This is a genomic window from Gordonia aichiensis (genome assembly GCF_039946255.1).
GTDB classification, from domain to species: Bacteria; Actinomycetota; Actinomycetes; order Mycobacteriales; family Mycobacteriaceae; genus Gordonia; species Gordonia aichiensis_A.
Genome location: NZ_JBCDWL010000026.1, coordinates 1 through 24650, shown reverse-complemented (window position 1 = coordinate 24650; position 24650 = coordinate 1). Strand labels below are relative to the sequence as shown.

21 protein-coding genes and 2 pseudogenes are annotated in these 24650 nt (G+C 67.3%); 17 read left to right on the top strand and 6 right to left on the bottom strand.

What is annotated here, in order from left to right:
- The first annotated feature begins 172 nt into the window (after positions 1-172).
- From AAFO60_RS20005 to AAFO60_RS19975, 7 genes are all read left to right on the top strand, one after another.
- Positions 173-643 (top strand): hypothetical protein, encoded by a 471-nt coding sequence (locus AAFO60_RS20005; protein ID WP_347958000.1) that lies wholly within the window; start codon positions 173-175, stop codon positions 641-643.
- A gap of 27 nt (positions 644-670) precedes the next feature.
- On the top strand, positions 671-1534 hold the full coding sequence (locus AAFO60_RS20000) for a nitrilase-related carbon-nitrogen hydrolase (protein WP_347957999.1): 864 nt from the start codon (positions 671-673) through the stop codon (positions 1532-1534).
- Complete coding sequence (locus AAFO60_RS19995; protein ID WP_347957998.1) at positions 1531-3243, top strand: flavin monoamine oxidase family protein; 1713 nt, start codon at positions 1531-1533, stop codon at positions 3241-3243. Before AAFO60_RS20000 ends, AAFO60_RS19995 begins: the two co-directional genes overlap by 4 nt.
- Positions 3244-3369: 126 nt before the next feature.
- Entirely contained in the window at positions 3370-4305 is a 936-nt protein-coding gene (locus tag AAFO60_RS19990) for a universal stress protein (protein ID WP_347957997.1), read from the top strand.
- A gap of 7 nt (positions 4306-4312) precedes the next feature.
- On the top strand, positions 4313-5317 hold the full coding sequence (locus AAFO60_RS19985; protein ID WP_347957996.1) for a zinc-binding alcohol dehydrogenase family protein: 1005 nt from the start codon (positions 4313-4315) through the stop codon (positions 5315-5317).
- A gap of 98 nt (positions 5318-5415) precedes the next feature.
- A complete protein-coding gene (locus tag AAFO60_RS19980) occupies positions 5416-6225 on the top strand; it encodes a slipin family protein (protein ID WP_347957995.1) in 810 nt (269 codons plus the stop codon).
- Between the two features lie 16 nt (positions 6226-6241).
- Entirely contained in the window at positions 6242-7105 is an 864-nt protein-coding gene (locus AAFO60_RS19975; protein WP_347957994.1) for a universal stress protein, read from the top strand.
- A 58-nt stretch (positions 7106-7163) separates the two neighbouring features.
- Here AAFO60_RS19975 and AAFO60_RS19970 read toward each other — a convergent pair whose 3' ends face one another.
- The gene (locus AAFO60_RS19970) at positions 7164-9965 is read right to left on the bottom strand and encodes an aconitate hydratase (protein WP_347957993.1); all 2802 of its coding nucleotides are present in this window, start codon (positions 9963-9965) and stop codon (positions 7164-7166) included.
- Positions 9966-10190: 225 nt separating this feature from the next.
- On the opposite strand from AAFO60_RS19970, the gene AAFO60_RS19965 reads away from it, so the two are divergent.
- The 3 genes from AAFO60_RS19965 to AAFO60_RS19955 are packed head-to-tail and all read left to right on the top strand — an operon-like array spanning position 10191 to position 11657.
- Positions 10191-10655, top strand: coding sequence for a pyridoxamine 5'-phosphate oxidase family protein (locus AAFO60_RS19965; RefSeq protein ID WP_347957992.1), 465 nt, complete (start codon positions 10191-10193; stop codon positions 10653-10655).
- A gap of 6 nt (positions 10656-10661) precedes the next feature.
- Complete coding sequence (locus AAFO60_RS19960; protein ID WP_347957991.1) at positions 10662-11465, top strand: NADPH:quinone reductase; 804 nt, start codon at positions 10662-10664, stop codon at positions 11463-11465.
- Positions 11466-11657 carry a zinc-binding dehydrogenase gene (locus AAFO60_RS19955; protein WP_347958031.1) on the top strand — a complete coding sequence of 64 codons (192 nt, stop codon included), beginning with the start codon at positions 11466-11468 and terminating at the stop codon, positions 11655-11657. It begins immediately after the preceding gene.
- On the opposite strand, the gene AAFO60_RS19950 is transcribed toward AAFO60_RS19955, so the two are convergent.
- Positions 11658-13181 (bottom strand): protein adenylyltransferase SelO, encoded by a 1524-nt coding sequence (locus tag AAFO60_RS19950; protein WP_347957990.1) that lies wholly within the window; start codon positions 13179-13181, stop codon positions 11658-11660.
- 39 nt (positions 13182-13220) lie between these two features.
- Positions 13221-13667 (bottom strand): hemerythrin domain-containing protein, encoded by a 447-nt coding sequence (locus AAFO60_RS19945; protein ID WP_347957989.1) that lies wholly within the window; start codon positions 13665-13667, stop codon positions 13221-13223.
- A gap of 309 nt (positions 13668-13976) precedes the next feature.
- Between AAFO60_RS19945 and AAFO60_RS19940 the strand changes: the two genes are divergently transcribed.
- A complete protein-coding gene (locus AAFO60_RS19940; protein ID WP_347957988.1) occupies positions 13977-14609 on the top strand; it encodes a TetR/AcrR family transcriptional regulator in 633 nt (210 codons plus the stop codon).
- Positions 14606-15289, top strand: a complete 684-nt coding sequence (locus tag AAFO60_RS19935; protein WP_347957987.1) for a VC0807 family protein — start codon at positions 14606-14608, stop codon at positions 15287-15289. Before AAFO60_RS19940 ends, AAFO60_RS19935 begins: the two co-directional genes overlap by 4 nt.
- Positions 15290-15748: 459 nt before the next feature.
- Here AAFO60_RS19935 and AAFO60_RS19930 read toward each other — a convergent pair whose 3' ends face one another.
- On the bottom strand, positions 15749-16723 hold the full coding sequence (locus tag AAFO60_RS19930) for a hypothetical protein (RefSeq protein ID WP_347958038.1): 975 nt from the start codon (positions 16721-16723) through the stop codon (positions 15749-15751).
- Between AAFO60_RS19930 and AAFO60_RS19925 the strand changes: the two are divergent.
- Together AAFO60_RS19925 and AAFO60_RS19920 are read left to right on the top strand one after the other, a co-directional pair.
- A pseudogene (locus AAFO60_RS19925) lies at positions 16665-17914 on the top strand (IS3 family transposase). The gene AAFO60_RS19930 and the pseudogene AAFO60_RS19925 sit on opposite strands and share 59 nt — an antisense overlap.
- Before the next feature lie 27 nt (positions 17915-17941).
- Positions 17942-18112 (top strand): annotated as a pseudogene (locus AAFO60_RS19920) (IS481 family transposase); the annotation flags it as partial.
- On the opposite strand, the gene AAFO60_RS19915 reads toward AAFO60_RS19920, so the two are convergent.
- Positions 18109-18585 carry a PaaI family thioesterase gene (locus AAFO60_RS19915; RefSeq protein WP_006896186.1) on the bottom strand — a complete coding sequence of 159 codons (477 nt, stop codon included), beginning with the start codon at positions 18583-18585 and terminating at the stop codon, positions 18109-18111. The pseudogene AAFO60_RS19920 and the gene AAFO60_RS19915 sit on opposite strands and share 4 nt — an antisense overlap.
- A gap of 114 nt (positions 18586-18699) precedes the next feature.
- On the opposite strand from AAFO60_RS19915, the gene AAFO60_RS19910 reads away from it, so the two are divergent.
- Positions 18700-19326, top strand: coding sequence for a TetR/AcrR family transcriptional regulator (locus tag AAFO60_RS19910; protein WP_006896187.1), 627 nt, complete (start codon positions 18700-18702; stop codon positions 19324-19326).
- Positions 19327-19412: 86 nt separating this feature from the next.
- Positions 19413-22454 (top strand): RND family transporter, encoded by a 3042-nt coding sequence (locus AAFO60_RS19905; protein WP_006896188.1) that lies wholly within the window; start codon positions 19413-19415, stop codon positions 22452-22454.
- Positions 22455-22492: 38 nt separating this feature from the next.
- Here AAFO60_RS19905 and AAFO60_RS19900 read toward each other — a convergent pair whose 3' ends face one another.
- Positions 22493-23716, bottom strand: coding sequence for an IS110 family transposase (locus AAFO60_RS19900; protein ID WP_006896189.1), 1224 nt, complete (start codon positions 23714-23716; stop codon positions 22493-22495).
- Between the two features lie 238 nt (positions 23717-23954).
- Here AAFO60_RS19900 and AAFO60_RS19895 point away from each other — a divergent pair, with 238 nt between their 5' ends.
- Complete coding sequence (locus AAFO60_RS19895; RefSeq protein ID WP_347957986.1) at positions 23955-24632, top strand: metallophosphoesterase; 678 nt, start codon at positions 23955-23957, stop codon at positions 24630-24632.
- Positions 24633-24650: the final 18 nt, after the last annotated feature.

Sequence of the window (24650 nt, the reverse complement as noted above, 5' to 3'; positions counted from 1 at the left end):
TGCTCCGCCCGGCCCGATTGCGCTTCGCAACGATCGGGCCGGGTCGGGTTCGCCCGAAGTCGGTGCCGGACGCGTGGTCCCCGCGCCGAATCCTTCCGCCGCCACTTCGATTCTGGTGTGATGGATGAGGGGCCGCACCGACCCGCCACCGCACTGAAGCGAGGAGCAAATCGTGAATCTGAAGCCCCGAACCGCCCACCTCCGCCGACTGCCGCTGCGCGCCGTGACCGGCGCCTTCATCCTCAACTCCGGGATCGGCAAGCTCTCGCTCGACGCCGACTCCGCCGCCGGAATGCAGGGCATGGCGGCCAACGCGCTGCCGTCGGTGACCAAGTTCAGTCCGGGCACCTTCGGGAAGCTGTTGGCCGGCACCGAGATCGCGCTGGGCGCCGCGCTGCTGACCCCGCTGGTCCCGACCGCCGTCGTGGGGGCCGGGCTGGTCGCCTTCAGCAGCGGTCTGCTGACGATGTACGCGCGGACTCCCGGCATGCACGAGCCCGGGTCGCCGCGACCGACCCAGCAGGGCACCGCGATCGCGAAGGACTCCTGGATGCTCGGCATCGGCACCGCGCTCCTGATCGATGCGGCGACCGACCGCGGATGCTGCTCGCGCGGCACCGACGCCGCCGACACCGACGAGTAGCCGAGCCGACCCGGACCGGAGGCGATCATGCGGGTGGCGTTGCTGCAGGGACCCGCCGCCGACGACGTCGACGGCGCGCTGACCGAGGTGGCCGCCGGCGCGCACGCGGCCGCCGCGGCGGGGGCTCGGATCCTGGTGTGCGCCGAACTCACCTGCACGGGATACCGCGACGGGACCGGCCCCGAACTCGGACCGGACCGCGCCACGCCGGGACCGATCGCCCGCGCGATGTCGGCGGCTGCGCGAGACGCGGGCATCACCATCGCCTACGGGTACGCCGAGCGATCCGGCGCATCGACGGACGGTCCGACCTACAACGCGGTCGCCGTCGTCGATGCCGACGGCGCGGTACGCGCCCACTACCGCAAGACCCACCTGTACCGCCCGCCCGCCGACGACCCCGATGCACCCGACGACACCCGCTTCACCCCCGGCGACCGACTCGTCACCCAGTTCTCCCTCGGGGAGCTGACCTGCGGGATCCTCATCTGCTACGACGTCGAGTTCCCCGAGGCGGTCCGCGCGCACGCCCTCGCGGGTACCGACTGGCTGCTGGTCCCGACGGCATTGGCCGCCCCCGACGATCACGTCGCGACGACGCTGGTGCCGGCGCGGGCGATCGAAAGCCAGCTGTTCATCACCTACGTCAACCGGGTCGGACGCGAACCGGGCGGCAGACCGCGCACCTGGGTCACGTACTGCGGACGCAGCTGTGCGGTGGCACCGGACGGCACCGAGTTGGTTCGGGCCGGCGCCGCAGGAGCCGACCTGCTGGTCACCGACCTGGACCCCGCCCTGCTGGCCCGGTCACGACGCCGCAACCGGTATCTGCGCGACCGCCGGCCGGAGTTGTACCGCGCGCTCGGCGCCGACCTCGAGAGCCCGCGATGAGTGCTCCGGCCGCCGCCGGTCAGGGGCCGCCGCTGACGATGATCGGGCCGGACTTCCCGTTCCCGTACGACACCTTCCGGGCCCACCCCGCCGGCCTCGGCTGCGTCCCGGCCATTCATCACGGCACGGCGGTGGCGGTGATCGGCGCCGGGCTGGCCGGCACGGTCGTCGCCTACGAGTTGGCGCGGATGGGACTGCGACCGGTGGTCTACGAGGCCGAACAGATCGGCGGCCGGATGCGGTCGGCGTCGTTCGCCGGACACCCCGGTCCCGTCGCCGAGTTGGGCGCCATGCGCTTTCCGCCGTCGTCGACGACCCTGTTCGGCTACCTGGACGAGGTGGGTCTGACGACCGCGGCCTTCCCCAACCCGCTCGCCGAGGCCACCCCGGACACCGTCATCGACCTCAAGGGCGTCACCGTGCACGGACGGACCCTCGCCGACCTGCCCGCCGCCTTCGGCCGCGTCGCCCGCGGCTGGTCCGACGCCCTCGAGGACGGGGCCGGACTGTCGGCGCTGCAGGCGGCGATCCGGGCTCGGGACCCGAGCGGGATCGCCGCCCGCTGGCATCGGCTGGTGCGCCGCTACGACGACACCTCCTTCTACCGGTTCCTCGTCGACTCGGCGCACATGCGGTCGTTCGCCGACCGCGAGTTGTTCGGTCAGGTCGGCTTCGGCACCGGCGGCTGGGACACGGACTTCGGCAACTCGATCCTGGAGATCCTGCGCGTGGTCGCCACCGGGGCCGACGAGGAGCACCGGGGGATCGTCGGCGGCTCGCAGCAGCTCCCGCTGCGGCTGTGGGATCGCGAGCTCCCGGCGTCCGACCATTGGCCCGCGGGGACGTCGGTGGCCTCGCTGCACGAGAACCGCCGGCCGCGTCCGGCAGTGGTCGAACTCCGTCGCACGCACCCGCGCGGGCTCACCGTCACCGCCGCCGACGGCACCATCGCGACCTACCCGGCGGTGGTGCACACGGCACCGGTCTGGCTGCTGCTCAACACGATTCGCACCGACGAGTCACTGCTCGACGCCGACCACTGGAGCGCGGTCGAGCGCACGCACTACATGGGGTCGAGCAAGGTCTTCGTCCTCGTCGACCGCCCCTTCTGGCGCGACCGGGACCCGACGACCGGCCGACCGGCGATGAGCATGACGCTCACCGACCGGATGCCGCGCGGGGTGTACCTGTTCGACGGCCCGCTCGCCGGTGCGCCCGTCGATCCGCAGGCGGGAGACGAGGGCCCCGCGGTCATCTGCCTGTCGTACACGTGGACCGACGACTCGTTGAAACTGGTGCCGCTGACCGCGGCCGAACGGATGGACCTGATGCTCGACTCACTGGCCGCCATCTATCCCGACGTGGACGTCCGCAGTCACGTCATCGCCAGCCCGCTGACCGTCTCGTGGGAGGTCGAGCGCAACTTCATGGGCGCCTTCCGCGCCAACCTGCCCGGGCACTACCGCTATCAGGAGCGGCTGTTCACCCACTTCATGCAGGACCGATTCGCCGCCGCGCACCGCGGCCTGTTCCTGGCGGGCGACGACATCTCCTGGACGGCCGGGTGGGCCGAAGGCGCGGTGCAGACCGCACTCAACGCGGTGTGGGGCGTCATGCACCAGTTCGGCGGCCGGTGCCATCCGCAGAATCCGGGGCCGGGGGACCGGTTCGCCGACCTCGCGCCCCTCCGACTGCCGGACTCGACATGACAGCCGGGCCGGCCACTCGCGGCCGAAAGTCCCCCGGCCTGGTGGCTTTAGCCGCTCGCACACCGGTCGCCGTTCACCTACCGTTCAGACAGGCAGGCAGCCTCGTTCGCAGAAGCCGGAGACGCCATGACCGCTGATCTCGCCAACGGGTACATCCTGGTCGGCGTCGACGGCTCGCAGTCGGCACTGCGCGCCGTCCGCTGGGCAGCGCAGGATGCGCACCATCGTCGAGCACGGGTGCTGATCGCACACGTGGTCACGCCCCGGCAGATCGACTACGAATCGCCGCTGAGCGTCGACGATCAAGTCGAGATGCACGGCCACGACATCGTCGCCGCCGCGGAGTACCGGATCGAGAAGCACTTCCCGTCGGTCCGCAGTTCGGTGACCGTCGTCGCCGGCGATCCGACGCGATCGTTGATCGAGTTCAGTCGCGGAGCACTGCTCACCGCGGTCGGCGCCACCGGCCGCGGTCGGGTGCGCGCCGCGGTCTTCGGTTCCGTGGCGATGGCGATGATCTCCCGCGGTCACAGCCCCGTCGCCGTGATCCGGGTCCCCGAGTACTACGGGGCCGTGCAGACCGGTCCGGTCGTCGTCGGCGTCGGGGGCGACGACGACGGCGAGAGCGCCCTCGCGTGGGCCTTCGACGAGGCCTCACGGCGGCACACCTGCCTGGTCTCGGTCCACACGTGGGACACCCGCTCGACGCCGACCTCGCTGCTCGAGAGTTCGATGGCCGAGATGCAGGCGCGCAATGCGCGCGTCACCGAGGAGCGCGCGACCCTGGCCGAGCGGCTCGCCGGGTGGCAGGAGCAGTACCCGGACGTGCCCGTGACCCGCATCGTGAGGCAGGGACGTCCGGTCGACGAGCTGGTCGACATCGCCGAGCACGCGCAGTTGATCGTCGTCGGCTCCCGCGGCCACGGTGAGCGATCGGGAGTCCTGTTCGACTCGGTCACCCGAACGCTGATTCGTCGCGCGCCGTGCTCGGTGCTCGTCGCCCGCCCCGACTGTCGGCTCAACGCCGTCGACCCGGCCCGGTCGACCCCGGCCCGGCGGTGAGAGCCCGATGAGGACGGCGTGGCGCGTCGGCACCCCGTCGCCGATCGACGACGGCCCGCTCGAGATGGTGCGCGAGCCGGTGCCCGATCCCGGCCCCGGGCAGGTGCTGCTGCAGACGCTGGCGTGCGGGGTGTGCCGCACCGATCTGCACGTCACCGAGGGCGACCTGCCGGTCCATCGCCGCCGGGTGGTGCCCGGGCACGAGGTCGTCGGCCGGATCCTCGCACTCGGTCCCGATACCGAGACCGAGCACCGGGTGGGGGACACGGTCGGCATCCCGTGGCTCGCCCACACCTGCGGCCTCTGCCGCTACTGTCGGGCCGGACACGAGAACCTCTGTCCCGCATCGAAGTACACCGGATGGGACGCCGACGGCGGCTACGCCGATCGAGTCCTGGCGTCGGCGGACTACGTGCTGGCGCTGCCGGCCGGATACTCGTCCGAACAGCTCGCGCCGCTGCTGTGCGCGGGAATCATCGGCTACCGCGCCCTGCGGCGCGCCGACCTGCCCGTCGGCGGCACCCTCGGCATCTACGGTTTCGGCGGCAGCGCGCATCTGACGGCGCAGGTCGCCCTGGCTCAGGGGGCACGCCTGCACGTCATGACCCGCGACGGCGCCGCGCGCGACCTCGCGCTCGCCTTGGGCGCCGCCTCTGCACAGGGTGCCGACGATCCGCCGCCCGAGCCGCTCGACTCGGCGATCGTCTTCGCGCCCGTCGGGGACCTCGTACCGGTCGCACTCGCCGCGCTGCGCCCCGGCGGGACCGTCGCGCTGGCCGGGATCCACATGACCGACACGCCGCCGTTGAACTACCAGCGGCACCTGTTTCACGAGAAGACCCTGCGCAGCGTGGAATCGAACACCCGCGCGGACGCCCGGGAGTTCCTCGACTTCGCGGGCGCCCACCGGCTGACGGTCCAGACGACGCGGTACCGGCTCGACCAGGCCCCGCGGGCGCTCAGCGACCTCGCTCACGGCCGGTTCCCCGGGGCCGCTGTCCTCATTCCGTGAATCGGAGTAGCACTGAGGTCAGGGCATCGGGAATCGGCCCGGGAAGGGGAAGCAGGGACCGGGGAACCAGAGGATCGGGGGCAGAGAGGAGACCTGCGATGACCACCGTTCTCATCATCGTGGCCTGCGTCGTGATCATCGTCTTGGCGCTCGTCGCCGCGGCCGCGATCCGGATCGTCGCCGAATACGAGCGGGGCGTGATCCTGCGCTTCGGACGCTACATCGGTACCCGAGACCCGGGCATCCGGCTGATCATTCCGGTGGTCGACCGGATGATCAAGGTCTCCACGCGCGTGGTGACCATGCCGATCCAGTCCCAGGGGATCATCACCCAGGACAACGTCAGCGTCGACATCTCGGCGGTCGCGTACTACCGGGTCGTCGATCCGGTCAAGGCGGTGATCGCCATCGAGGACGTGTACGCGGCCGTCAACCAGATCGCGCAGACCACGCTGCGCAAGGTGGTGGGGCAGCACTCCCTCGACGATGCGCTCACCCGCACCGACGCCATCAATGACGACATCCGGCGCATCCTGGAGATGACGGTGCAGGAGTGGGGCGTGGAGATCCGGCTCGTCGAACTCAAGGACATCCAGCTGCCGGGCGGCATGCAGCGGGCGATGGCCCGGCAGGCCGAGGCGGAGCGGGAGAAGCGCGCCAAGATCATCGCCGCCGAAGGCGAGGCGGTGGCCGCCCACCAGCTGGCCGACGCGGCCGCGACCATGACCGATCAGCCGATCGCCCTCCAGCTGCGCAGCCTGCAGACATTGGTCGAGATCGGCGTCGAGAAGAACACGACCGTCGTCTTCCCGGCCCCGATCATGGCCTCGCTGGACAACCTGACACGGTTCCTGGAGCGCGAGGCGACAGGCGGCGACTCATTCGAACCGCACCGTCCGGTGCGATGAAAGGCAGTGACCGGAAATGGACTCCAATCGACCGATCATCGCGGCCGTCGACGGTTCCGACGAGAGCATGCAGGCCCTGCGCTGGGCCGCGCACGTCGCCGCTGGCAGCAACCGTGCCCTGCTGGTGGTGAGCGTCGTCGGGCTGGCGGTCTCGGGGCGTCCGACCACCTCGATCGATGCGCAGGCGCGGCTGCTGCTCGCGATGCGGACGGCCGCCGAGCGGGCCGTCGACCGGGGCGTTCGGATCGCCGCCGACACCGCCCCGGCCGTCCGGGTGACCGGCGAAGTGCTGGAGGGCTATCCGGCGCTCGCGCTGCGCGGCATCTCGGCCCGCGCGCACCTGATGGTGCTGGGTCGCCGCGGGCTCGGCGGCGTCAAGGGGCTGCTGTTGGGATCGGTGAGCACCGACGTGGCCGCGCACGCCGAATGCCCGGTCGTCCTGGTCTCCGGGCCGATGCCGAACGAGGGCGAGGTCGTCGTGGGCATCGACACCTCGCCGCTCGCGCGGGAGGCCGCCCGTCTCGGCTTCGCGATGGCCGACGCGCTGGGCGCGTCGGTGCGCGCGGTGCACGCGTACGGCACCGTCCCCGAGCGCGTCCTGGACGACTCCGGCACCTACGAGGAACTGCTCCGGACCCAGGCCGAAGAGTTGATCAGCGAGCAGTGCGCCGGGCTGCGCGCCGACTATCCCGACCTGACCTTCACTTCTCAGGTGGCCGCGCAGACTCCGTCGCGGCTGCTGGTCGACGCCGCCCGGGACGCCCGCCTCGTCGTCCTCGGCAGCCGGGGCCGCGGCGGATTCCGGGGACTGCTGCTCGGCTCCACCGGGCAGGCGGTGGCACAGGTCGCCCGGTGCCCGGTGATGATCGTGCACGGCTGACGGCGGCTCGCGCGGTCGCACCCGCGCGAGCCGCCCCGGGGATGAGTCGCTCCGCGGATCAGTTCCCGGCGAGCAGCTTGCGCAGCACGTACTGCAGGATGCCGTCGTTGAGGTAGTACGCGGCCTCGGCCGGCGTGTCGATGCGAACCTTCGCCTGGAACTGACGCGAATGCCCGTCGGACTCCACGGTCACCGTCACCTCGTCGGCCACGCCGTCGCCGGCGGCGATGCCGGTGATCGAGTAGGTCTCCTCACCGGTGAGCTGCAACGACTCGGCGGAGTCGCCGTCGTGGAACTGAAGCGGCAGCACGCCCATCCCGATCAGGTTGGACCGGTGGATCCGCTCGAACGACTCCGCGATCACCGCGTGCACGCCGAGCAGCCGGGTGCCCTTGGCCGCCCAGTCGCGCGACGAGCCCGATCCGTAGTCCTTGCCCGCGATCACCACCAGCGGAACACCGTCGCGCTGGTAGGTCATGGCCGCGTCGTAGATGCTCGTCTGCTCGCCGCCGGGCCAATGCCGGGTGAACCCGCCTTCGACGCCGGGCACCAACTGGTTGCGGAGCCGGACGTTGGCGAAGGTGCCGCGGATCATCACGTCGTGGTTGCCGCGGCGTGATCCGTACGAGTTGAAGTCCTTGCGTTCGATGCCCTTCTCGGTGAGGTAGCGGCCGGCCGGGCTGTCGAGCTTGATGGCGCCGGCGGGGGAGATGTGGTCGGTGGTCACCGAGTCGCCGAGCTTGGCCAGCACCCGGGCACCGACGATGTCGGGGACGGGTGCGGGTTCGTGGGTCATCCCCTCGAAGTACGGCGGACGCTGGATGTACGTCGAGGTGCCTTCCCAGTCGTAGACGTCGCCCTCGGGCACGTTCATGCCGCGCCAGTTCTCGTCGCCCGCGTAGACGTCGGAGTAGCCGTCGGTGAACATGTGGGCTTCGACGTTCTCGTCGACGGCCTGCTGGATCTCGGCGGCGGTCGGCCAGATGTCGCGCAGATACACCGGCTGTCCGTCGTCGTTGGTGTTGAGCGGTTCGGTGAGCAGGTCGGTGTGCAGACTCCCCGCCAGCGCGTACGCGATGACCAGGGGCGGGGAGGCGAGGAAGTTCATCTGCACCTCCGGATGGATGCGCCCCTCGAAGTTGCGGTTGCCCGACAGGACCGCCGAGACGTTCAGATCGTTGTCGCCGACGGCCTTGCTCACCTCGGGGATGAGCGGCCCGGAGTTGCCGATGCACGTGGTGCAGCCGTAGCCGACGAGGTTGAAGCCGAGTTGGTCGAGGTACGGCGTCAGGCCGGAGCGCTCGAAGTAGTCGGTCACCACGCGCGAACCGGGCGCCAGGGTGGTCTTGACCCACGGCCGGGTCCGCAGGCCGTGCTCGACCGCCTTCTTCGCCAGCAGCGCCGCGCCCAGCATGACCGCCGGGTTCGAGGTGTTGGTGCACGAGGTGATCGCGGCGATCACCACGTCGCCGTGGTCGACGATCGCCTGCCTGCCGTTGATGACGACTTCCGCCGGATCGCTGGGCCAGCCGAGCTTCTCGTTCGCCGTCAGCTCCTCGGCGGAGGTGTGTCGCGGCGGCCGGTCGTGCCCGGCGAGGGTTCCGGGTGCGATGGGGTCGCTCGCGGGGAACGACGCCGCCGAGGCGTCGTCGACGCCGTCGGCCGACCGCGCGGCCGTCCCGCCGAACAGCCCGAGCACCGTCCGCGGCGCGTCGCCGAGCGGGATGCGGTCCTGCGGGCGGGTCGGGCCGGCGATGGACGGTTCGACCGACGACAGGTCGAGATCGACGATGCGCGAGAAGTCCGGGACGCGGTCGGGGTCGTGCCACATGCCCTGCGTCTTGGCGTACTCCTCGACCAACCGCACTCGGTCGTCGTCGCGACCGGTCAGGCGCAGATAGTCGAGCGTGACCTCGTCGATCGGGAACATCGTTGCGGTGGAACCGTATTCGGGACTCATGTTGCCGATCGTCGCGCGCGTCGCGAGCGGAACGTTGGCCACACCCGGGCCGAAGAACTCTACGAACTTGCCGACCACGCCGATCCCGCGCAGTAGTTCGGCCACGGTGAGGACCAGATCGGTGGCGGTCGTGCCTTCGCGCAGTTCACCGCTGAGCCGGACGCCGACGACCTGGGGGACCAGCATGCTCACCGGTTGACCGAGCATGGCGGCCTCGGCCTCGATGCCGCCGACGCCCCAGCCGAGCACGCCGAGCCCGTTGACCATCGGCGTGTGCGAGTCGGTGCCCACGAGCGTGTCCGGGTAGGCCTGCGTGACGCCGTCGCGGTCGCGGGTGAAGACCACGCGCGAGAGATACTCCAGGTTGACCTGGTGACAGATGCCGGTGTCGGGCGGAACCACCAGGAAGTCGTCGAAGGCCTGCTGCCCCCAGCGCAGCAGCTGGTAGCGCTCCTTGTTGCGCTCGAACTCGAGCTCGGCGTTGATGCCGAACGCCGAGGCGCTGCCGAAGGTCTCGGCGATCACCGAGTGGTCGATGACGAGTTCGGCGGGGATCTGCGGGTTGATCTTCGACGGGTCGCCGCCCAGATCGGTCATCGCATCGCGCATCGCGACCAGGTCGACCACGCACGGGACGCCGGTGAAGTCCTGCATCAGCACGCGGGCGGGGGAGTACTGGATCTCCGGATTGTGCTCGGCGGTCGGCTCCCAGTCCCGGAGTGCTTCGATCTGTGCGCGCGTCACGATCGTGCCGTCCTCGTTGCGCAGCAGGTTCTCCAGCAGCACTTTGAGGCTGTAGGGCAGTCGCGCCGACCCTTCGATCCGGTCGATCCGGTGGATCTCGTACGACCGGCCGCCGACGTCGAGCCGGTCTCGGGTGCTGAAGCTGTTCGAAGTCATGCGATCTCCGCCTTCCGGTGTTGGAGGCGCGGCACCGAACTGGCTGAGAGTGCCGCGTCATAATCACGACTGCCTTCGACGCTACGCGGGATCACGCGAATCGGGTGCGGTACCGGCACAAACGCTCGTCGGCGCCCGGCCGCGCACCTGCGACGGCGCGGTCCGGGCACGCCGCAGGCATACACTCGCCGACAGAGCATCCGTCGGACCGGGAGGTGCGTTGCCATGGGAGTCATCGACGCGGACATGCGGGCGGTCGTCGAGCGCGCGAAGCTGGGCTTCGTGGCCACCGTGTGCGACGACGGGTCGCCGAACCTGTCGCCCAAGGGGACGTTGCGCGTCTACGACGACGACCACCTGGTGTTCTTGAATCAGGCCTCGCCCGGCACGGTCGCCAACCTCCGTCGCGATCCTCGCCTGGAGATCAACATCGTCGACTTCCTCGCCCGCCGCGGCTACCGCTTCAAGGGCACCGCCGAGTTCCACGAGCCCGGCAGCGCGGTCTTCGAGTGGATTCACGACTGGCTGATCGCCACGCAGGGGCCCGGCTATCCCGCGATCGAGGCGATCCTGGTCACCGTCGACCGCGTGCTGCCCGTCGACTCGGCCGCCTACACCTTCGGTCACGCCGACGAGGCGGCTCTGCGCGAGTCGTGGGCGCGCACCTACGGCGTTCAGACGGGGTCGTGACCTGCGATGGCTGAGATCCCGGAGACGATGGACGCAGCCTACGTCGACCGGCTGGGCTCGGCCGACGAGATCCGTTTCGGCCGGCTGCCGGTCCCGCAGACCGGCCCGACCGACGTGTTGGTCGCCGTCGAGGTGGTCACGGTGAATCCGGTCGACACGTTCGTCCGCTCGGGCGGCTACCGGACGTCGACGCCCTTCCCGTTCGTCATCGGGCGCGACCTGGTCGGGACGGTCGTCGCCGCCGGGCCCGGCGCCGCCGGGTTCTCGGTCGGTGACCGCGTGTGGTCGAACAGTCTGGGGCACGGCGGGCGGCAGGGCTCGTTCGCCCAGTACGCGGCGGTCCCGGCCGAGCGCCTCTATCACCTTCCCGACGGGGTGGATCCGGTGCAGGCGGTCGGTGTCGCGCACATGGCCGCGACGGCGTGGCTGGGGCTGTTCCGCCACGGCGGCGTACGGATGGGGCAGACGGTGTTCATCGGCGGCGGCGCGGGCAACGTCGGTCGGGCCGCGGTGAGCCTGGCCGTCGCCGCCGGTGCGCGCGTCATCGCCTCCGCGGGCGGCGCAGACCTCGACCGGGTCCGGGCCGCCGGCGCCGCGTTCGTCGTCGACTATCGCGATCCGGCGGCGACCGAGCAGCTCCGCGCCGCCGCGCCCGGCGGGGTCGACCTGCATTGGGACACCTCCGGCCATCACGACTTCGATGCCGCACTCGAGGTGCTGGCGGACGGGGGTCGGTTGCTGTTGACGGCGGCCGGACCGCAGACCCGCGTCCCGCTGCCGGTGAGCGCCGCGTACACCCGCGACGTGTAGCTGGTCGGCTTCGCGATCAGCAATGCCGCCGTCACCGATCTCGCCGACGCCGCCGTCGCGCTCAATCAGCGGCTGGCCGACGGGACCCTGACCGCGCGGATCGCCGACACCATGCCCCTGTCGCAGGCGGCCGACGCGCACCGACGCCTCGGGGCCGGCGGGGTGGCCGGCCGCCTCATCCTCACGCCCTGATCAGGTCCCGCAGAAGGTGCGGAATCCGCTGCTGAACGACTCGGGCGCCGGCGCCTCGAGATCACTCGAGTCGGCTCGTCGCCGAAACGGGTGCGTGACGGCGTCCAGGAGTCGTTCCAGCGGAGCGAGATCGCCGTCGGTGGCTGCGCGCAGCGCCGCGTCGACCAGGTGGTTGCGGGGGACGTAGACGGGGTTCACCCGGTCCATCGCGTCGGCGATCTGCGGCTCGGCTCCACCGCCGGTGGCCAGAGCCTGCCGCCAGCGCGCCAGCCAGGGCGCGCCGGCTTCGCGCGGCAGCAGGCCGTCCAGCGGCGCCGGGTCGCCGCGCAGTTCGTCGGCCAGGGCTCGGAAGGTGCCGGTCCAGTCGGCACGGTGTGCTCGCATCAGTGCCAGGAGATCGTCGACGAGAGTGCGGTCGACGGCGGCGTCGGCCAGGCCCAGCTTGCCTGCCATCCCGGCGACGAAGTGCCGGTCGTAGTGCTCGTCGAAGGCGGCCAGCGCCGTCGTGGCCGCGGTGATCGCCTCGTCGGGCGTCGGGGACAGCAGCGGCAGGAGCGTCTCGGCGAACCGGGCGAGGTTCCATTTCAGGACTGCGGGCTGGTTGCCGAATCGGTAGCGGCCGCCGTGGTCGATGGAGCTGAACACCGTGTCCGGGTCGTAGACGTCGATGAAGGCGCAGGGGCCGTAGTCGATCGTCTCCCCGGAGATGGTGGTGTTGTCGGTGTTCATCACGCCGTGCACGAAGCCGACGTGCATCCACTGCGCGACAAGCGCCGCCTGCCGTTCGACGACGGCCGCCAGGAAGCCCAGGTATCGGTTCTCGTCGCCGCTCTCCGGCAACTCGGAGAGTCCGGGGTAGTGGCGCTCGATCGCGTAGTCGGCCAGCGGCGCGAGCAGATCGGTCTGGCGCGCGGCGAGCTCGAAGGTTCCCACCCGCAGGTGGCTGGACGCCACGCGAGCGAGTACAGCGCCCGGTTCGGCGCCGTTGCGGTGGACGTCGCGGCCGGTCGCCACAACCGACAGTGACCGCGTGGTGGGGATGCCCAACGCATGCATGGCCTCGCTGACGAGGTACTCGCGCAGCATCGGGCCGACCACCGCGAAGCCGTCGCCGCCGCGCGAGAACGGCGTCGGGCCCGATCCCTTCAGCTGCAGATCGACGCGCCGCTCGTCCGCGTCGATCAGTTCGCCGAGCAGCAGCGCACGGCCGTCGCCCAGGAGCGGGGCGTATCCGCCGAACTGGTGACCGGCGTAGGCGGTCGCCACCGGATTCGCGTCGGCGGGGCGCACGGCACCGGAGAGGATCGCGACCCCGTCGTCGCCGCGCAGCGCCGCCACGCCCAGGCCCAGCGATTGCGCCAAGGACTCGTTGAGGACCAGCAGCGTCGGGTCCGGCGCCTCGGCCGCCTGCCACGGCACGGTCAACGGATCCAGGGCGTCCGCGAAGGTGCTCTCGAGAGGGCCGATGGCCGTGGAGACCGGTGCCGTGGAGGTCGGTGCGGGGGAGTTCGCTGCGGTGGACACGAGTCCCAGCGTAGCCAGATCGCCGCGGGGCCGGATCGGTCAGGAGCCGAGCAGTTCGCGTCCCGGGTGGGCCGTTCTCCAGGCGCTCATCGCCGCGTCCCACTGCGGCCCGTCGAGGGTCGTCAACGACGCCGGGAACAGCGAATCCTCTTCCTTGGCGATGTGTGCGTACAGGTCGAAGACCTCGTGCCGGAAACGTTGTTCGTCGGCCGGCGTGGCCAGGTCCATCGTGCACAGGAACTCGTCGAGCAGGCGATGTTCGGCGATCAACGGGTCGATGTAGGCCGCGAACTCATCACCGCCGGCGAGCAGCTGGGCGAAGAGCCCGTCCTCCTCGCCGCGCCAGTGCGATCGCAATTGCTGTGCGAGCTCGGTCGCCAGCTCCGTCGCGCGAGCGGTGTCACCGGCGTCGAGAGCCCGCACCGCGTCGTCGGCGAGATTCACCGCAGATTCGTGCTCGGCCGTGTAATCGCGCAACAACGGCATGTCGCGGCATCCGCAGTACTGGCACATGCGAGCCCTTTCTCTGGCGCAATGCGGCACACCGAGATTCGATCTCGGTAGATGCTTCACGTGCACTGCCAAGCCTAGCCGCGCCGTCGAGGGCCGCACTCCTCGAACGCTGGATCGGAAAGGGTGACCTTGAGGATGCGCGGGACTGTACCGCCGTGTCGGATCTTCGGCCTCAGCGACCTGTCGCGGTCGCAGTGGCCATGGACTCTGCCGCGACGGGCCATCAAAGGGCAAGTTTCGTACGATCGTGCGATATTAGTACGAGCGTGCTACTTTGGTTCCGTGAAAGTACCCCCTCCGGTCACTCGACGAGGCCAGCCGAATCAGTCAGGGTCGGCGCGCCGTGCGCAGATCATCGACTGTGCGGTCGATGCGCTGTGTGAGCTCGGGTTCGCCGGCGCGTCGGTGGGTGAGATCGCGCGCCGCGCGGGCGTGAGCAAAGGAGTGGTGACCTATCACTTTCCCGACAAGAATGCGCTGCTGACCACGATCGTCACCGACCTGTACACAACGGCAGGCGAACGAATCGCCCGACGCATCGAGGCGAGTGACAACTCAGCGGAAGCACTTCGCGGCTACCTAGAAGCGAATCTCGGCTTCATTGCCGACCACCCGCGCCAAGTGCGAGCCTCGATGGAGGTGATGGCAGGCCTACGTCCGAACCGGGACGACCCGGCGCCCGCCGATCCAGTAACCGACCACCTTGCAGACCTGCTGCGCACCGGTCAGAGAGACGGCGAGTTCGGCGACTTCGATGCCCACAGCGTGGCTCTCGTCCTGCGTGCCGCCATCGATTCTGCTGCACGCCTCGTAGTAGCCGACCCTGCGTTTGACTTCGCCACCTACAGACGCGAACTCATCGCCCTGGCCCAACGTGCGACCACCCATCAGAACAAGGGAAGGAGCCGATCGTGACAGCGCAACCCGCACCTCACGCCGAGGGGCCCCACGTACGCGATGACATTTCGGAATCGAACCGCGCGAGGGAATCACCTGAACCCAAGCAGTTTCTGCTCCAGATCATCCTCGACATAGCGTTGCCTTTGGTTGTGTTCTACGGTCTGCGCGCCGTCGGCGTTGGTCAGTGGTGGGCCCTCATTCTCGGCGGCGCCATCCCGATCATCCGCCTTGCCCTCGGTCTGATTCGACGCCGCCGTGTCGAACTGACCGGAGCCTTCACTCTCAGCATGCTCGTCGCGGGCACCCTGATCGGCCTGCTCACGGGGGATCCGCGCATCCTCGCGGCCCGCGAGAGCTACCTCACCGCCGTCGCCGGACTCTGGATCCTCGGGACGCTGTTCGTCGCCCGACCGTTCCTGTTCACGATCACGCTGCCACTCCTTCCGCGGGAGACGGCGCAGGCCTGGCACCGAGGCTGGGCCGACGACGCGGCTTTTCGACGAGCAATGCGTCTCATGACCTTTGGGTGGGGGATGGCGTTCATCATCGATTCCGCAGTACGTGTGGTCCTCGCCTACACGATTCCTCTGGACCTGGTCCCAGTGCTCGGCATCGCTCTCATGGTCACCATGCTCGTCGCCGTCACTCAAGGCACCAAAGCCTGGGCCAAACGTCACGTTCAGCTCGGGGCCTGAATTTGCGGCACGCAGGACGATGACCAGATGAGGAACGCGGCGGCGGATCGACTTGCAACCGAGCGATCCCTGCGCATCCATGGGCGAAAGCACCACCGGCACCTATTCGTCACAGTGACGATTCGAGTCCTGCGAGGAAATGCGCATAGGAGGAAATGCGCATAGAACGCCGAGGCGTACCGTGCGAGAGAGCCGTCAGTCGGCCCCACGGCTCGCTGCGACGATTTCCGCAGTCAACGTTCACGGCCTTCAGTTAGCGCGACACTCAAAGTTTCAACAGTCGCCAACTTGATGGGAATCCGGGCATCCGCGGATGACAACTCGCCAAATGCGATGGCAGTTCACAACGACGGCGGTGGTGAAGGTGTCAACTGATCACCTGCGCTAACAGTACTGGTAACCACTCGTATCACTTTGTCTCGAGTCCAAACCAGCTGAGGCAGGCTCCGAAACCTGCCCTCAGGACGAAAGGGCAGGGACCGGTTTCGTGTAGCCGTCATCGCTGGCAGTTGGTTTGGGCGGGGCGCTGACCGATCGGCGGTGTCCCACGGCGGTGAGGATCACGCCACCGACGATCCACCCGGCGAGTACCAGCCACGATGACGTCGTGTCGGCCTGGGGGAAGTACGACAGTTCACGGACCAGCGTCGCCGATGCACCGGGTGGGAACCACTGTCCGATTTCGCCCCATGCTCCGGGGAGGAACTGTGACGGCAACGCGCTTCCCGAGATGGGGTTGGCGAACAGCATCATCACGACCGGGCCGATTGCAGTACCAGCGCGGCCGATCAGCGCAACGCAGCCGATCATCGGTGCGGCGATAGCGGCGATGGCCACGGCGAAGGCGCCGACGTTGAGTAAGTAGTTGCCCTGGATCGACCCGAACCAGAGTTGCAGGATGCTGGCGAGGACGATTCCGCCGACGATGGCGTACGTCGTCACTGCGAGGATGCGTCGCCTCGCTCCGACGATGACAGTCGAGATGAGGACGCCGCCGATGATGCCGCCGAAGAGCATCGGGAAGAACGCCGAGTTCAGCAGCGCGCCATTGGGGTCTTCGTCGGAGAACGGTGCAACGTCGGTGAGGGTCACTGTGGGTTCACCGCCCGGTGGGACCCCAGACTGTTGAGCGAGCGCCGACTCCAATGGGGTCGCCAGTTGCGCGACAACCTCATTGACCGCACCATTGGCCGATGCGGTGAGCACCTCGGGCTGCGCACCGAGGACGATCCCGCCCATGTAGTCGCGAGATTCGATGCCGGCCACCACGGCGTCTCGATCATCGACGACGGTGACGTCGTAGATCTCACCACTCGAGGACTGAATCGTCCCGGGTTTGATGGAGACAGGTTTGACCGGAAGGGACACTTGTTTCATGCCTCGCCCATCGAAGTACTCGAAGGAATTGCGGGACCGTGCCACGCGCATGGCCATCGACGCCCGTAAGGACCCCGAGACCGCGCCAGGAGCGTTGGCGCGGATCGCCAAACAACTCGACATCAACCCTGAAACCCTGCGCAACTGGGTTCGCCGCGTCGAGGAAGGACAGGCCGCGGCACCGGGTGTGGAGACGGTCTCGGATATCGAACGGATCCGCCAGTTGGAGAAGGAAGTCTCCGAGTTGCGGCGGGCGAACGAGATATTGAAGACCGCGTCAGCTTTCTTCGCCGCCGAGCTCGACCGGCCACACCGCTGATCGTCGACTTCATCGACCAGCACCGTCATCGATGGCCAGTCGAGGCGATCACCGCCGCCCTCACCGAGGCAGGATGCGCGATCGCGCCATCGACCTACTACGCCGCCCGCGGCCGCGCCCCGTCGGCTCGAGCGGTCCGCGACGAGTATCTGAAAGAGCAGATCATGGACGTCTACGAAGACTCCGGCGGCATCTACGGCCGCCGCAAGATCCGCGCCGCCCTCGCCCGCCGAGGGATCACCGTCGCCAAGTGCACAGTCGAACGACTGTGCCGTGACCTGGGGATACGTGGCGTCGTGCGAGGTAAGTTCCCGCGTACCACGAAACCGGCACCCGAGACCGAACGCCCTGCTGATCTAGTCGACCGCGCGTTCTGCGCGACTGCGCCGAATCAGCTATGGGTTGCCGACATCACCTACGTTCGAACCGAGGTCGGTTGGGTCTACGTCGCGTTCGTGTTGGACGTGTTCTCGCGGATGATCGTCGGCTGGCAGACCTCGACCCGCATGTTCGCCGACCTGGCGATCGACGCATTGGCGATGGGCCTGTGGCTGCGTCGCCGGGCCGGCCAGGACATCACCGGCTTGATTCACCATTCCGACCGGGGCGTCCAGTACCGGGCGATCCGCTACACCCAGGCCCTTGCCGAGGCCGGCGCCGTCGCCTCGGTCGGCTCGCGCGGCGACTCGTATGACAACGCGATGGCCGAAGCCTTGAACTCACTGTACAAGCACGAGTTGATCTACCGGAAGGGCCCGTGGGCGTCGACGAACGCCGTCGAGATCGCGACTGCCGAGTGGGTCCACTGGTACAACACCACGCGCCTGCACGGCGAACTCGATCACCGGCCGCCGGCCGAGGTCGAAGACCACTACTGGCAGCAGCACGCCGCTGCTGCTGAGACAGAACCTGCACTACAGAACAAATGATCGGTCTCCAACAAACCCGGGTCTTGACAGACCCTGCAGGAGGAATGGGCCTACGCCCGTCCCTACCTCAGTGAAACCGAACGCGTCGCGGCCTTCCCCGAGTTCCTTCGCATCTACAATCACGAACGCGGCCACACCGCACTCCGAGGCAACTCACCCGCCGACCGCGTACCCAACCTGTCGGGTCAGTACAGCTAGTCGGCCTGAAAGAATCTGGTGATGAGGTCTGCTGTGGCGCCCCAGTCTCCGTGACGAAGAAAATGACTCAAGTCGACCTTTACGAAGACCGCTTCTGCGGCGAAATAGGTTGTGTCGCCGACAGTACCGTTGGCTTCGATGAAGAGCGCGCGGTCGGTTTCGTCGACGAGGGAGGCGGTGATGTGCACGGGGGTGTGCAGTGGGACCGGGCGTCGATACTCCACGGTGAGGGTTCGGGTGACTGCGGGTGTCTCGGCGATCCACAGGGTGAAACCCATGATGTCATCGCATGCCGCTGAGATGGCTCCGCCGTGGGCGAGTCCCGGGGCTCCTGAGTGGCGCTCGTCGAATTGCAGGTCGGCGTAGACGTGGTCGCCGTGCAGGTGTACCTCGAGGTGCAGGCCATTGGGGTTGTCTTCGCCGCATCCCATGCACCATGGTGCGTGTGCTGGTAGTGGTTTGTCGCCCCTCATAAGTGACCTTTCTGAGCCTTCAATCGGTACCGCCACTGGCAGTTTCGCTCTGTTACCGACGGTATTGTTGTGCAGTCAGGGGTTCGTGATTTTGGCTATATAGGGAGTGGCCAGGTGGAAACCATCGATTCCGACGATGTTGACCCGAGGCGGGTTCGGTCGCGTCAGCGTTTGTTGGATGCTGCGGTGACCTTGCTGAACAGTGGCGGGGTCGAAGCCGTTACCGTGGAGGCGGTCACTCGACTGTCTCGTGTTGCTCGCACCACCTTGTATCGTCACTTCGAGAGCTCCACAGATCTGGTGGCGGCTGCCTTCGAGCGATTGTTGCCTCAGGCCGAGACCCCCGAGACGACGACGTCGATCCGTGATGACCTGCTGAAGCTGATGCAGCGGCAGGCTGAGCTTATTGAGCAGGCACCGCTGCAGTTGACGACGCTGGCATGGTTGGCAATGCTTCCCGAGCAGCCCCGGCAATCCGGGCAATCCGACGGGGATCAGAACGCGCTCGCGCCACTGCGTCGTCGAGTCGTCGAGCAGTATCGAGAACCATTCGATCGAGTTTTGACGAGTGACGTGGCCACGGCGGAGCTCGGCGACCTCGATTTGACCATGGCAGTCACTCAACTGGCGGGCCCCCTTGTCTTTGCCAAGCTCACGGGCATTCGGTCGATGACCGTTGGCGATCTCGAACAGCTTGTCGACGATTTCCTCATGGCCCACCGGCGACACCAAACCTCCTGACCTCCTCCCCCATCTATGGTACTGCTAGTACCGTAACGATACCGTCGGTTTCGTAGACGGGCTGGGTCGAGGGTGAGGTGCTGCGTATGGTGGTCCAACGTCCAAGTGGTGGGCGCTTGGCGGCGCGCCGGTTGGCGGAACGCAGCGAGTACAGCACGACATTGGGGCGGTTGGCACGGTTCACCTTGGCGCACAGATTCCTCGTCATCGGGGCGTGGGTGGCTGTGGGTATCGTCTTGGCGATACTGTTTCCCCAGCTGGAGACGGTGGTGCGGCAGCAGTCTGTTGATCCGATCCCTGCTGGGGTTCCATCGTTTCAAGCACTCGATCAGATGGGTGGTGCGTTCGGTGAGAAGGGCGCCAAGACCACTGTTTTCGTGACCATGGAGAACCCGAACGGGTTCACCGACGTGGCGCGGGAACGCTACGACATGCTCGTTCTGCAGTTGCGCGAAAATTTCGACGATGTGCAGTCAGTGCGGGATTTGCTCTCCGATCCGACGACGGCCGGCCAGGCCTTGAGTGAGGACGGGCAAGCCTGGTACTTGCCTGTCGGGGTCACCGGAACTTTGGGAGGGCCAACGGCCACGCATGCTGTGGAGACCGTGCGCCAAACCGCGCAGCGCGTGTTTGACGGTACGGACACCACTGTCCATGTCACCGGGCCGACGGCCACTTTCAGTGACCAGATCGTCAGTGCTGAAAGCGATTTAGTCGTGATCACTGTGGCGACGGTGGCGCTTATCGCGATCATTCTGTTGATCGTTTACCGATCGCTGTTCACCGCGCTGGTGCCGTTGTTGGTGATCGGTGTCAGCCTCGGCGTGGGCCGCGGGGTCTTGTCCGCACTCGGCGAACTCGGTATGCCGGTATCGCAGTTCACCGTCGCGTTCATGACCGTCATCCTGCTCGGAGCCGGGGTCGACTACTCAGTCTTTTTCATCAGTCGCTATCACGAACGGCTACGCCAGGACGCTACCACTGAGGTTGCGCTCGTGGACGCGACAGCAACTATCGGACGGGTCATCCTGGCTTCAGCTGCCACGGTGGCGCTGGCCTTTTTGGCGATGGTGTTTGGTCAGCTGAGCGTGTTCTCCACCTTGGGTCCGGCATGCGCGATCGCCATCCTCATCGGATTCCTCGCCACGGTCACCCTGCTACCACCGGTGTTGCTGTGGGCGGCGCGATTCGGCTGGGGCGCACCCAGACGAGATCTGACCCGAAAGTACTGGAATCGCGTCGCCGTGCTCGTCGTGCGGCGTCCTGTGCCTCTGCTGGCACTAACCCTGGTCGGGCTAATCGTGCTTAGCGTCTTCGCGATGGGCATCCAGATCACCTTCGACGATCGTGAGGGGCAGCCCGCGACAACCGACAGCAACGAAGGCTACGCGTTGCTCGACCGTCATTTCCCTCAAGACGTCACTATCACTGAGTTCCTCGTTGTAGATGCACCGATCGATCTCCGTACTGCCAGCGGGCTGGCCGATCTTGAGCAAATGGCCTCACGTGTATCCCAGATCCCCGGAGTGACTCGAGTCATCGGTGTTACCCGTCCCACCGGGGACAAGCTCGAGCAAGCCGAGCTGTCCTGGCAGAACGGTCAGATCGGGGACCGGCTGGCGGGTGCGGTCGACGATGGCCAGAACCGCCGAGGTGACCTCGAACAGCTCCGTACCGGCGCATTCCAACTCGCCGACGGGCTTACTCAGCTCGACACCCAGGTACGCACCAACTTGGCCCCCCTGGCCGGCATCCTCGATCAGGCAAGCACAGCAGGGCAGCAAATTCAGCAGTACCAGCCGATACTCCGCCAACTCGCCGCATCTGCACCAGCGCTCGATCGCGCTTCTCAGAATGCCCCACAGCTGGCCGCGCTCACCCGCCAAACATCTGCAGCCCTGGCAACAGTGACCTCGATCCTGCCCATCCTCGATAATGCGCCCTGGTGCACCCAAGTCCCGCAGTGCGCAGCTCTGCGCGCGCAGACCCGCAATCTCGACGCCCTACTGAGCAACGGGACCCTCGACCAGATCGCCACGCTGTCAACACAACTCGCGCAGCTGGATACACCGATCTCAACAGTCACCGACCAACTCACTTCCACCGTCAACTCACTGGGCTCCACGCTGGGAAGCATCAGCAGCCAAGACCTTCCCGGCAAGCTCACCCAACTGCAAACAGGTATCAGTCAACTCGCGGCGGGATCACGCCAACTCGCCGCCGGTGTATCCGCGCTGATCGACAGCAACCTTCAACAACTCGCCGGGATGGCCGCGCTAGCCACACAACTACAAACCTCCGCCCGCGAGACCGCCGGAACAAACTCAGCAACCGGCTTCTACCTCCCACCTCAGGCCAACGCAGACCGCCGTTTCGTCGACGTCGCTCGCCAGTTCGTCTCGCCCGACGGCCATACCGTGCGCTACGCAATACAAACCAGCTTCGACCCCTACAGCACCGAGGCCATGCAACTGGCCGACACAATCACCGATGTCGCACTCGCCGCCAGACCGAACACAACCCTGCAGGACTCCAACATCGCGATAGCCGGGTTCCCCGCCATCAACGCCGATCTGCAACGTCTACTCACCGAAGACTTCCGACTCCTAGCGTTGGCCACCCTCACCATCGTCGGCCTGATCCTGATACTCCTACTCCGAGCACTCATCGCGCCGCTATACCTTCTGGGCACCGTCATACTCAACTACACCGCGGCACTGGGTATCGGTGTCCTGATCTTTCAACACATCCTCAAAACCGATATCGCCTGGCCCGTACCACTACTGGCCTTCATAGTCCTCGTCGCGGTCGGCGCCGACTACAACATGCTTCTTATCTCTCGCCTACGCGAAGAATCCCAAAACAACATCCGCATCGGCGTCCTGAGAACCGTCACCAACACCGGATCAGTCATCACCTCGGCCGGCCTCATCTTCGCTGCCAGCATGTTCGGACTCATGGCCGGATCCATCTCGATCATGACCCAGGTCGGACTCATCATCGGCATCGGCCTGCTGCTCGACACCTTCATCGTCCGCACCATCGTTGTGCCGACCATCGCCACACTTGTCGGCAGAGCAAGCTGGTGGCCGAGTACCCGAACCGACACGCATCCAGTGTCCCGCTAGTACGCACGCACGTGCCGAGATCTGACCGGCCCCGCCAGTCATCCAGCCATCGCGCCCACCTCATCGACTGACACCCGCTCGACGGTCGGCCGCGGCAACCACACCCTACCGTCGCGGATCAGTGCCCAGACCACGTCAACCAGACGTCTAGCGAGAGCGATGAGAGCGTGGACGTGGGAACGCTTCTCGCGTCGTTTGCGCTGGTAGAACTCGCGGGACGGGCCGTCGCGTTGCGAGCTGTTGAGTGCGGCCATGTAGAACACCTTGCGAAGTCCTCTGTGGTAACGCTGGGGTCTACGCAAGGCTCCCCGGCGGTTACCGGAGTCGTGCGGTACCGGAGCAAGGCCGGCGTAGGCGGCGAGTCTGGCGGGCGAGCCGAACGAAGTGAGGTCGCCGCCGGTGATCGCGACGAGCTCAGCGCCGCTTCGGGTGCCGATGCCTGGCACGGATTCGAGAATCCGTGCGTGACGGTGGCGGCGGAACACCTCGGTGATCTGCTTATCCAGGTCGGCGATCTGACGGGTCAGCATGACCAACGAGGTAGCCGCGTGTTGCACCAGTAGGGCTGTGGTCGCCTCGCCAGGCAGGGTGACGGTCTGCGCGGCCGCCGCGGCACGGGCTTTGTCGATCATCTTCGGGATCGTGGGTCGGCGGACGCCGTGACTGCGCAGGTGGTCGTAGATCTCGTCGTCAGAGACCGCAGCGATCGCAGATGGCGTGGCGAAGCGGGTGAGGAACGTTAGACCGGTCAGTGTCGAGTAGTCGAAACACCGTTCTAGTGCAGGGAAGATGCGGGTCAGCAGGCCGCGCAGGCGGTTGATGCCTCGCGTACGTTCAGCGACGAGGTCGTTGCGATGTCCGGTCAGCAGGTCGAGTTCGATCGCGACGTCGTCGGGCGCCGAGACGGTGGCGAGATCGCCACGTAGGCGGGCTGTCTGGGCGATCACGACCGCATCGCGGGCATCGGTCTTGCCCTCACCCGCGAACGCACCGGTCATGCTGTGCACGACCCGGCCGGGCACGTAGCGGATCTGCTGGCGCCGCGCAGCCAGCACACCCCTCAGCAGCGCCGATTCCGGTGCGGTCATGTCGATCGCCCACACCACGAATTTCATGTCGGCGACCCGGTCCATGAGCGCTTCGATCGCCGGTTGATCGTTGGGAAGCCGCCGAGACCACAGCACCGTTCCCGCCTCATCGACCGCGGCGGCGTGATGCGCATGCCGACCGACATCAATTCCTACCCAGATCTTTTCGTCCATACTGTCCTTCCGTGTGCGGTTGGCTCGTCAGGGTGGGTTTCGCCGGCACACCTTTACACAGCGACAAGTTCGCGAACACATCTCAATCAGCGGCCGAAACGACCCGTCACGGTCCGGGGTGACCTTCCACGCCAAGCCACCAGCGACAACAGGTGATTGTCGAGCCACGCCCCGAACCGCGGACGAACGTCCGAGGCGACCGCCCCGGACGTACTCCAACGTAAAGGTGATTGTGGCGGTGGGCACCACGCTCTACGGCGTGGGTGAGGCCGCGTCGGTGCGGGTCAATCAGGAGTCGGTGACGTTGAAACGGCTGCCCGCCGAGTTCGACGGTCTACGCGTGGCCGTCGTCAGCGATTTGCACCTGGGACCCGCCCGCGGGGAGGCGTTCACACGCACGATCGTCGACATGGTCAACGCCGAGCGCCCCGACCTCATCGCGATCGTCGGTGACCTGTCAGACGAAACCATCGAGCATGTCGGATCAGACCTGCAGCCACTCGCTGATCTGCGAGCGCCGTTGGGTGTCTTCGGTGTCTCAGGCAACCACGAACAGATCTCCGACGACGTCGGCGCCTGGATGGACGAGTGGCGTTCGCTGGGTATCACCACCATCAACAACTCAAGCGTGGAGATCCGACGCGGGGCAGCCACCATCGATGTCGCTGGAGTGCATGACCTCAGCAATTCCGCCCCGTACGAACCCGACCTTGACGCCGCGGTCGCCGGTCGACCCGACGATCGATTCACCCTGCTACTGGCGCATCAACCCAACCACGTCCGGGAGGCAGCAGCCCACGACGTCGATCGGGCCTTCCCCCTGGATGTTGGACACGCTGATTCCAGCCTGATGCTGGGGAAGCGAGATGATGTAGTCCATGGCCAGGAAGCACTACGACGAGGAGTTCCGGCGTAACGCGGTCGACTTGTACGA

What these genes read in the sequence shown, in the direction of transcription:
- AAFO60_RS19915 (WP_006896186.1), bottom strand. Translation starts at nt 18,585, where the DNA reads ATGAGGGGCGACAAACCACTACCAGCACACGCACCATGGTGCATGGGA.
- AAFO60_RS19980 (WP_347957995.1), top strand. Translation starts at nt 5,416, where the DNA reads ATGACCACCGTTCTCATCATCGTGGCCTGCGTCGTGATCATCGTCTTG.
- AAFO60_RS19975 (WP_347957994.1), top strand. Translation starts at nt 6,242, where the DNA reads ATGGACTCCAATCGACCGATCATCGCGGCCGTCGACGGTTCCGACGAG.
- AAFO60_RS19965 (WP_347957992.1), top strand. Translation starts at nt 10,191, where the DNA reads ATGGGAGTCATCGACGCGGACATGCGGGCGGTCGTCGAGCGCGCGAAG.
- AAFO60_RS19930 (WP_347958038.1), bottom strand. Translation starts at nt 16,723, where the DNA reads ATGGCCATGCGCGTGGCACGGTCCCGCAATTCCTTCGAGTACTTCGAT.
- AAFO60_RS19970 (WP_347957993.1), bottom strand. Translation starts at nt 9,965, where the DNA reads ATGACTTCGAACAGCTTCAGCACCCGAGACCGGCTCGACGTCGGCGGC.
- AAFO60_RS19995 (WP_347957998.1), top strand. Translation starts at nt 1,531, where the DNA reads ATGAGTGCTCCGGCCGCCGCCGGTCAGGGGCCGCCGCTGACGATGATC.
- AAFO60_RS19945 (WP_347957989.1), bottom strand. Translation starts at nt 13,667, where the DNA reads ATGCCGTTGTTGCGCGATTACACGGCCGAGCACGAATCTGCGGTGAAT.
- AAFO60_RS19985 (WP_347957996.1), top strand. Translation starts at nt 4,313, where the DNA reads ATGAGGACGGCGTGGCGCGTCGGCACCCCGTCGCCGATCGACGACGGC.
- AAFO60_RS20000 (WP_347957999.1), top strand. Translation starts at nt 671, where the DNA reads ATGCGGGTGGCGTTGCTGCAGGGACCCGCCGCCGACGACGTCGACGGC.
- AAFO60_RS19990 (WP_347957997.1), top strand. Translation starts at nt 3,370, where the DNA reads ATGACCGCTGATCTCGCCAACGGGTACATCCTGGTCGGCGTCGACGGC.
- AAFO60_RS19900 (WP_006896189.1), bottom strand. Translation starts at nt 23,716, where the DNA reads ATGGACGAAAAGATCTGGGTAGGAATTGATGTCGGTCGGCATGCGCAT.
- AAFO60_RS19960 (WP_347957991.1), top strand. Translation starts at nt 10,662, where the DNA reads ATGGCTGAGATCCCGGAGACGATGGACGCAGCCTACGTCGACCGGCTG.
- AAFO60_RS19905 (WP_006896188.1), top strand. Translation starts at nt 19,413, where the DNA reads ATGGTGGTCCAACGTCCAAGTGGTGGGCGCTTGGCGGCGCGCCGGTTG.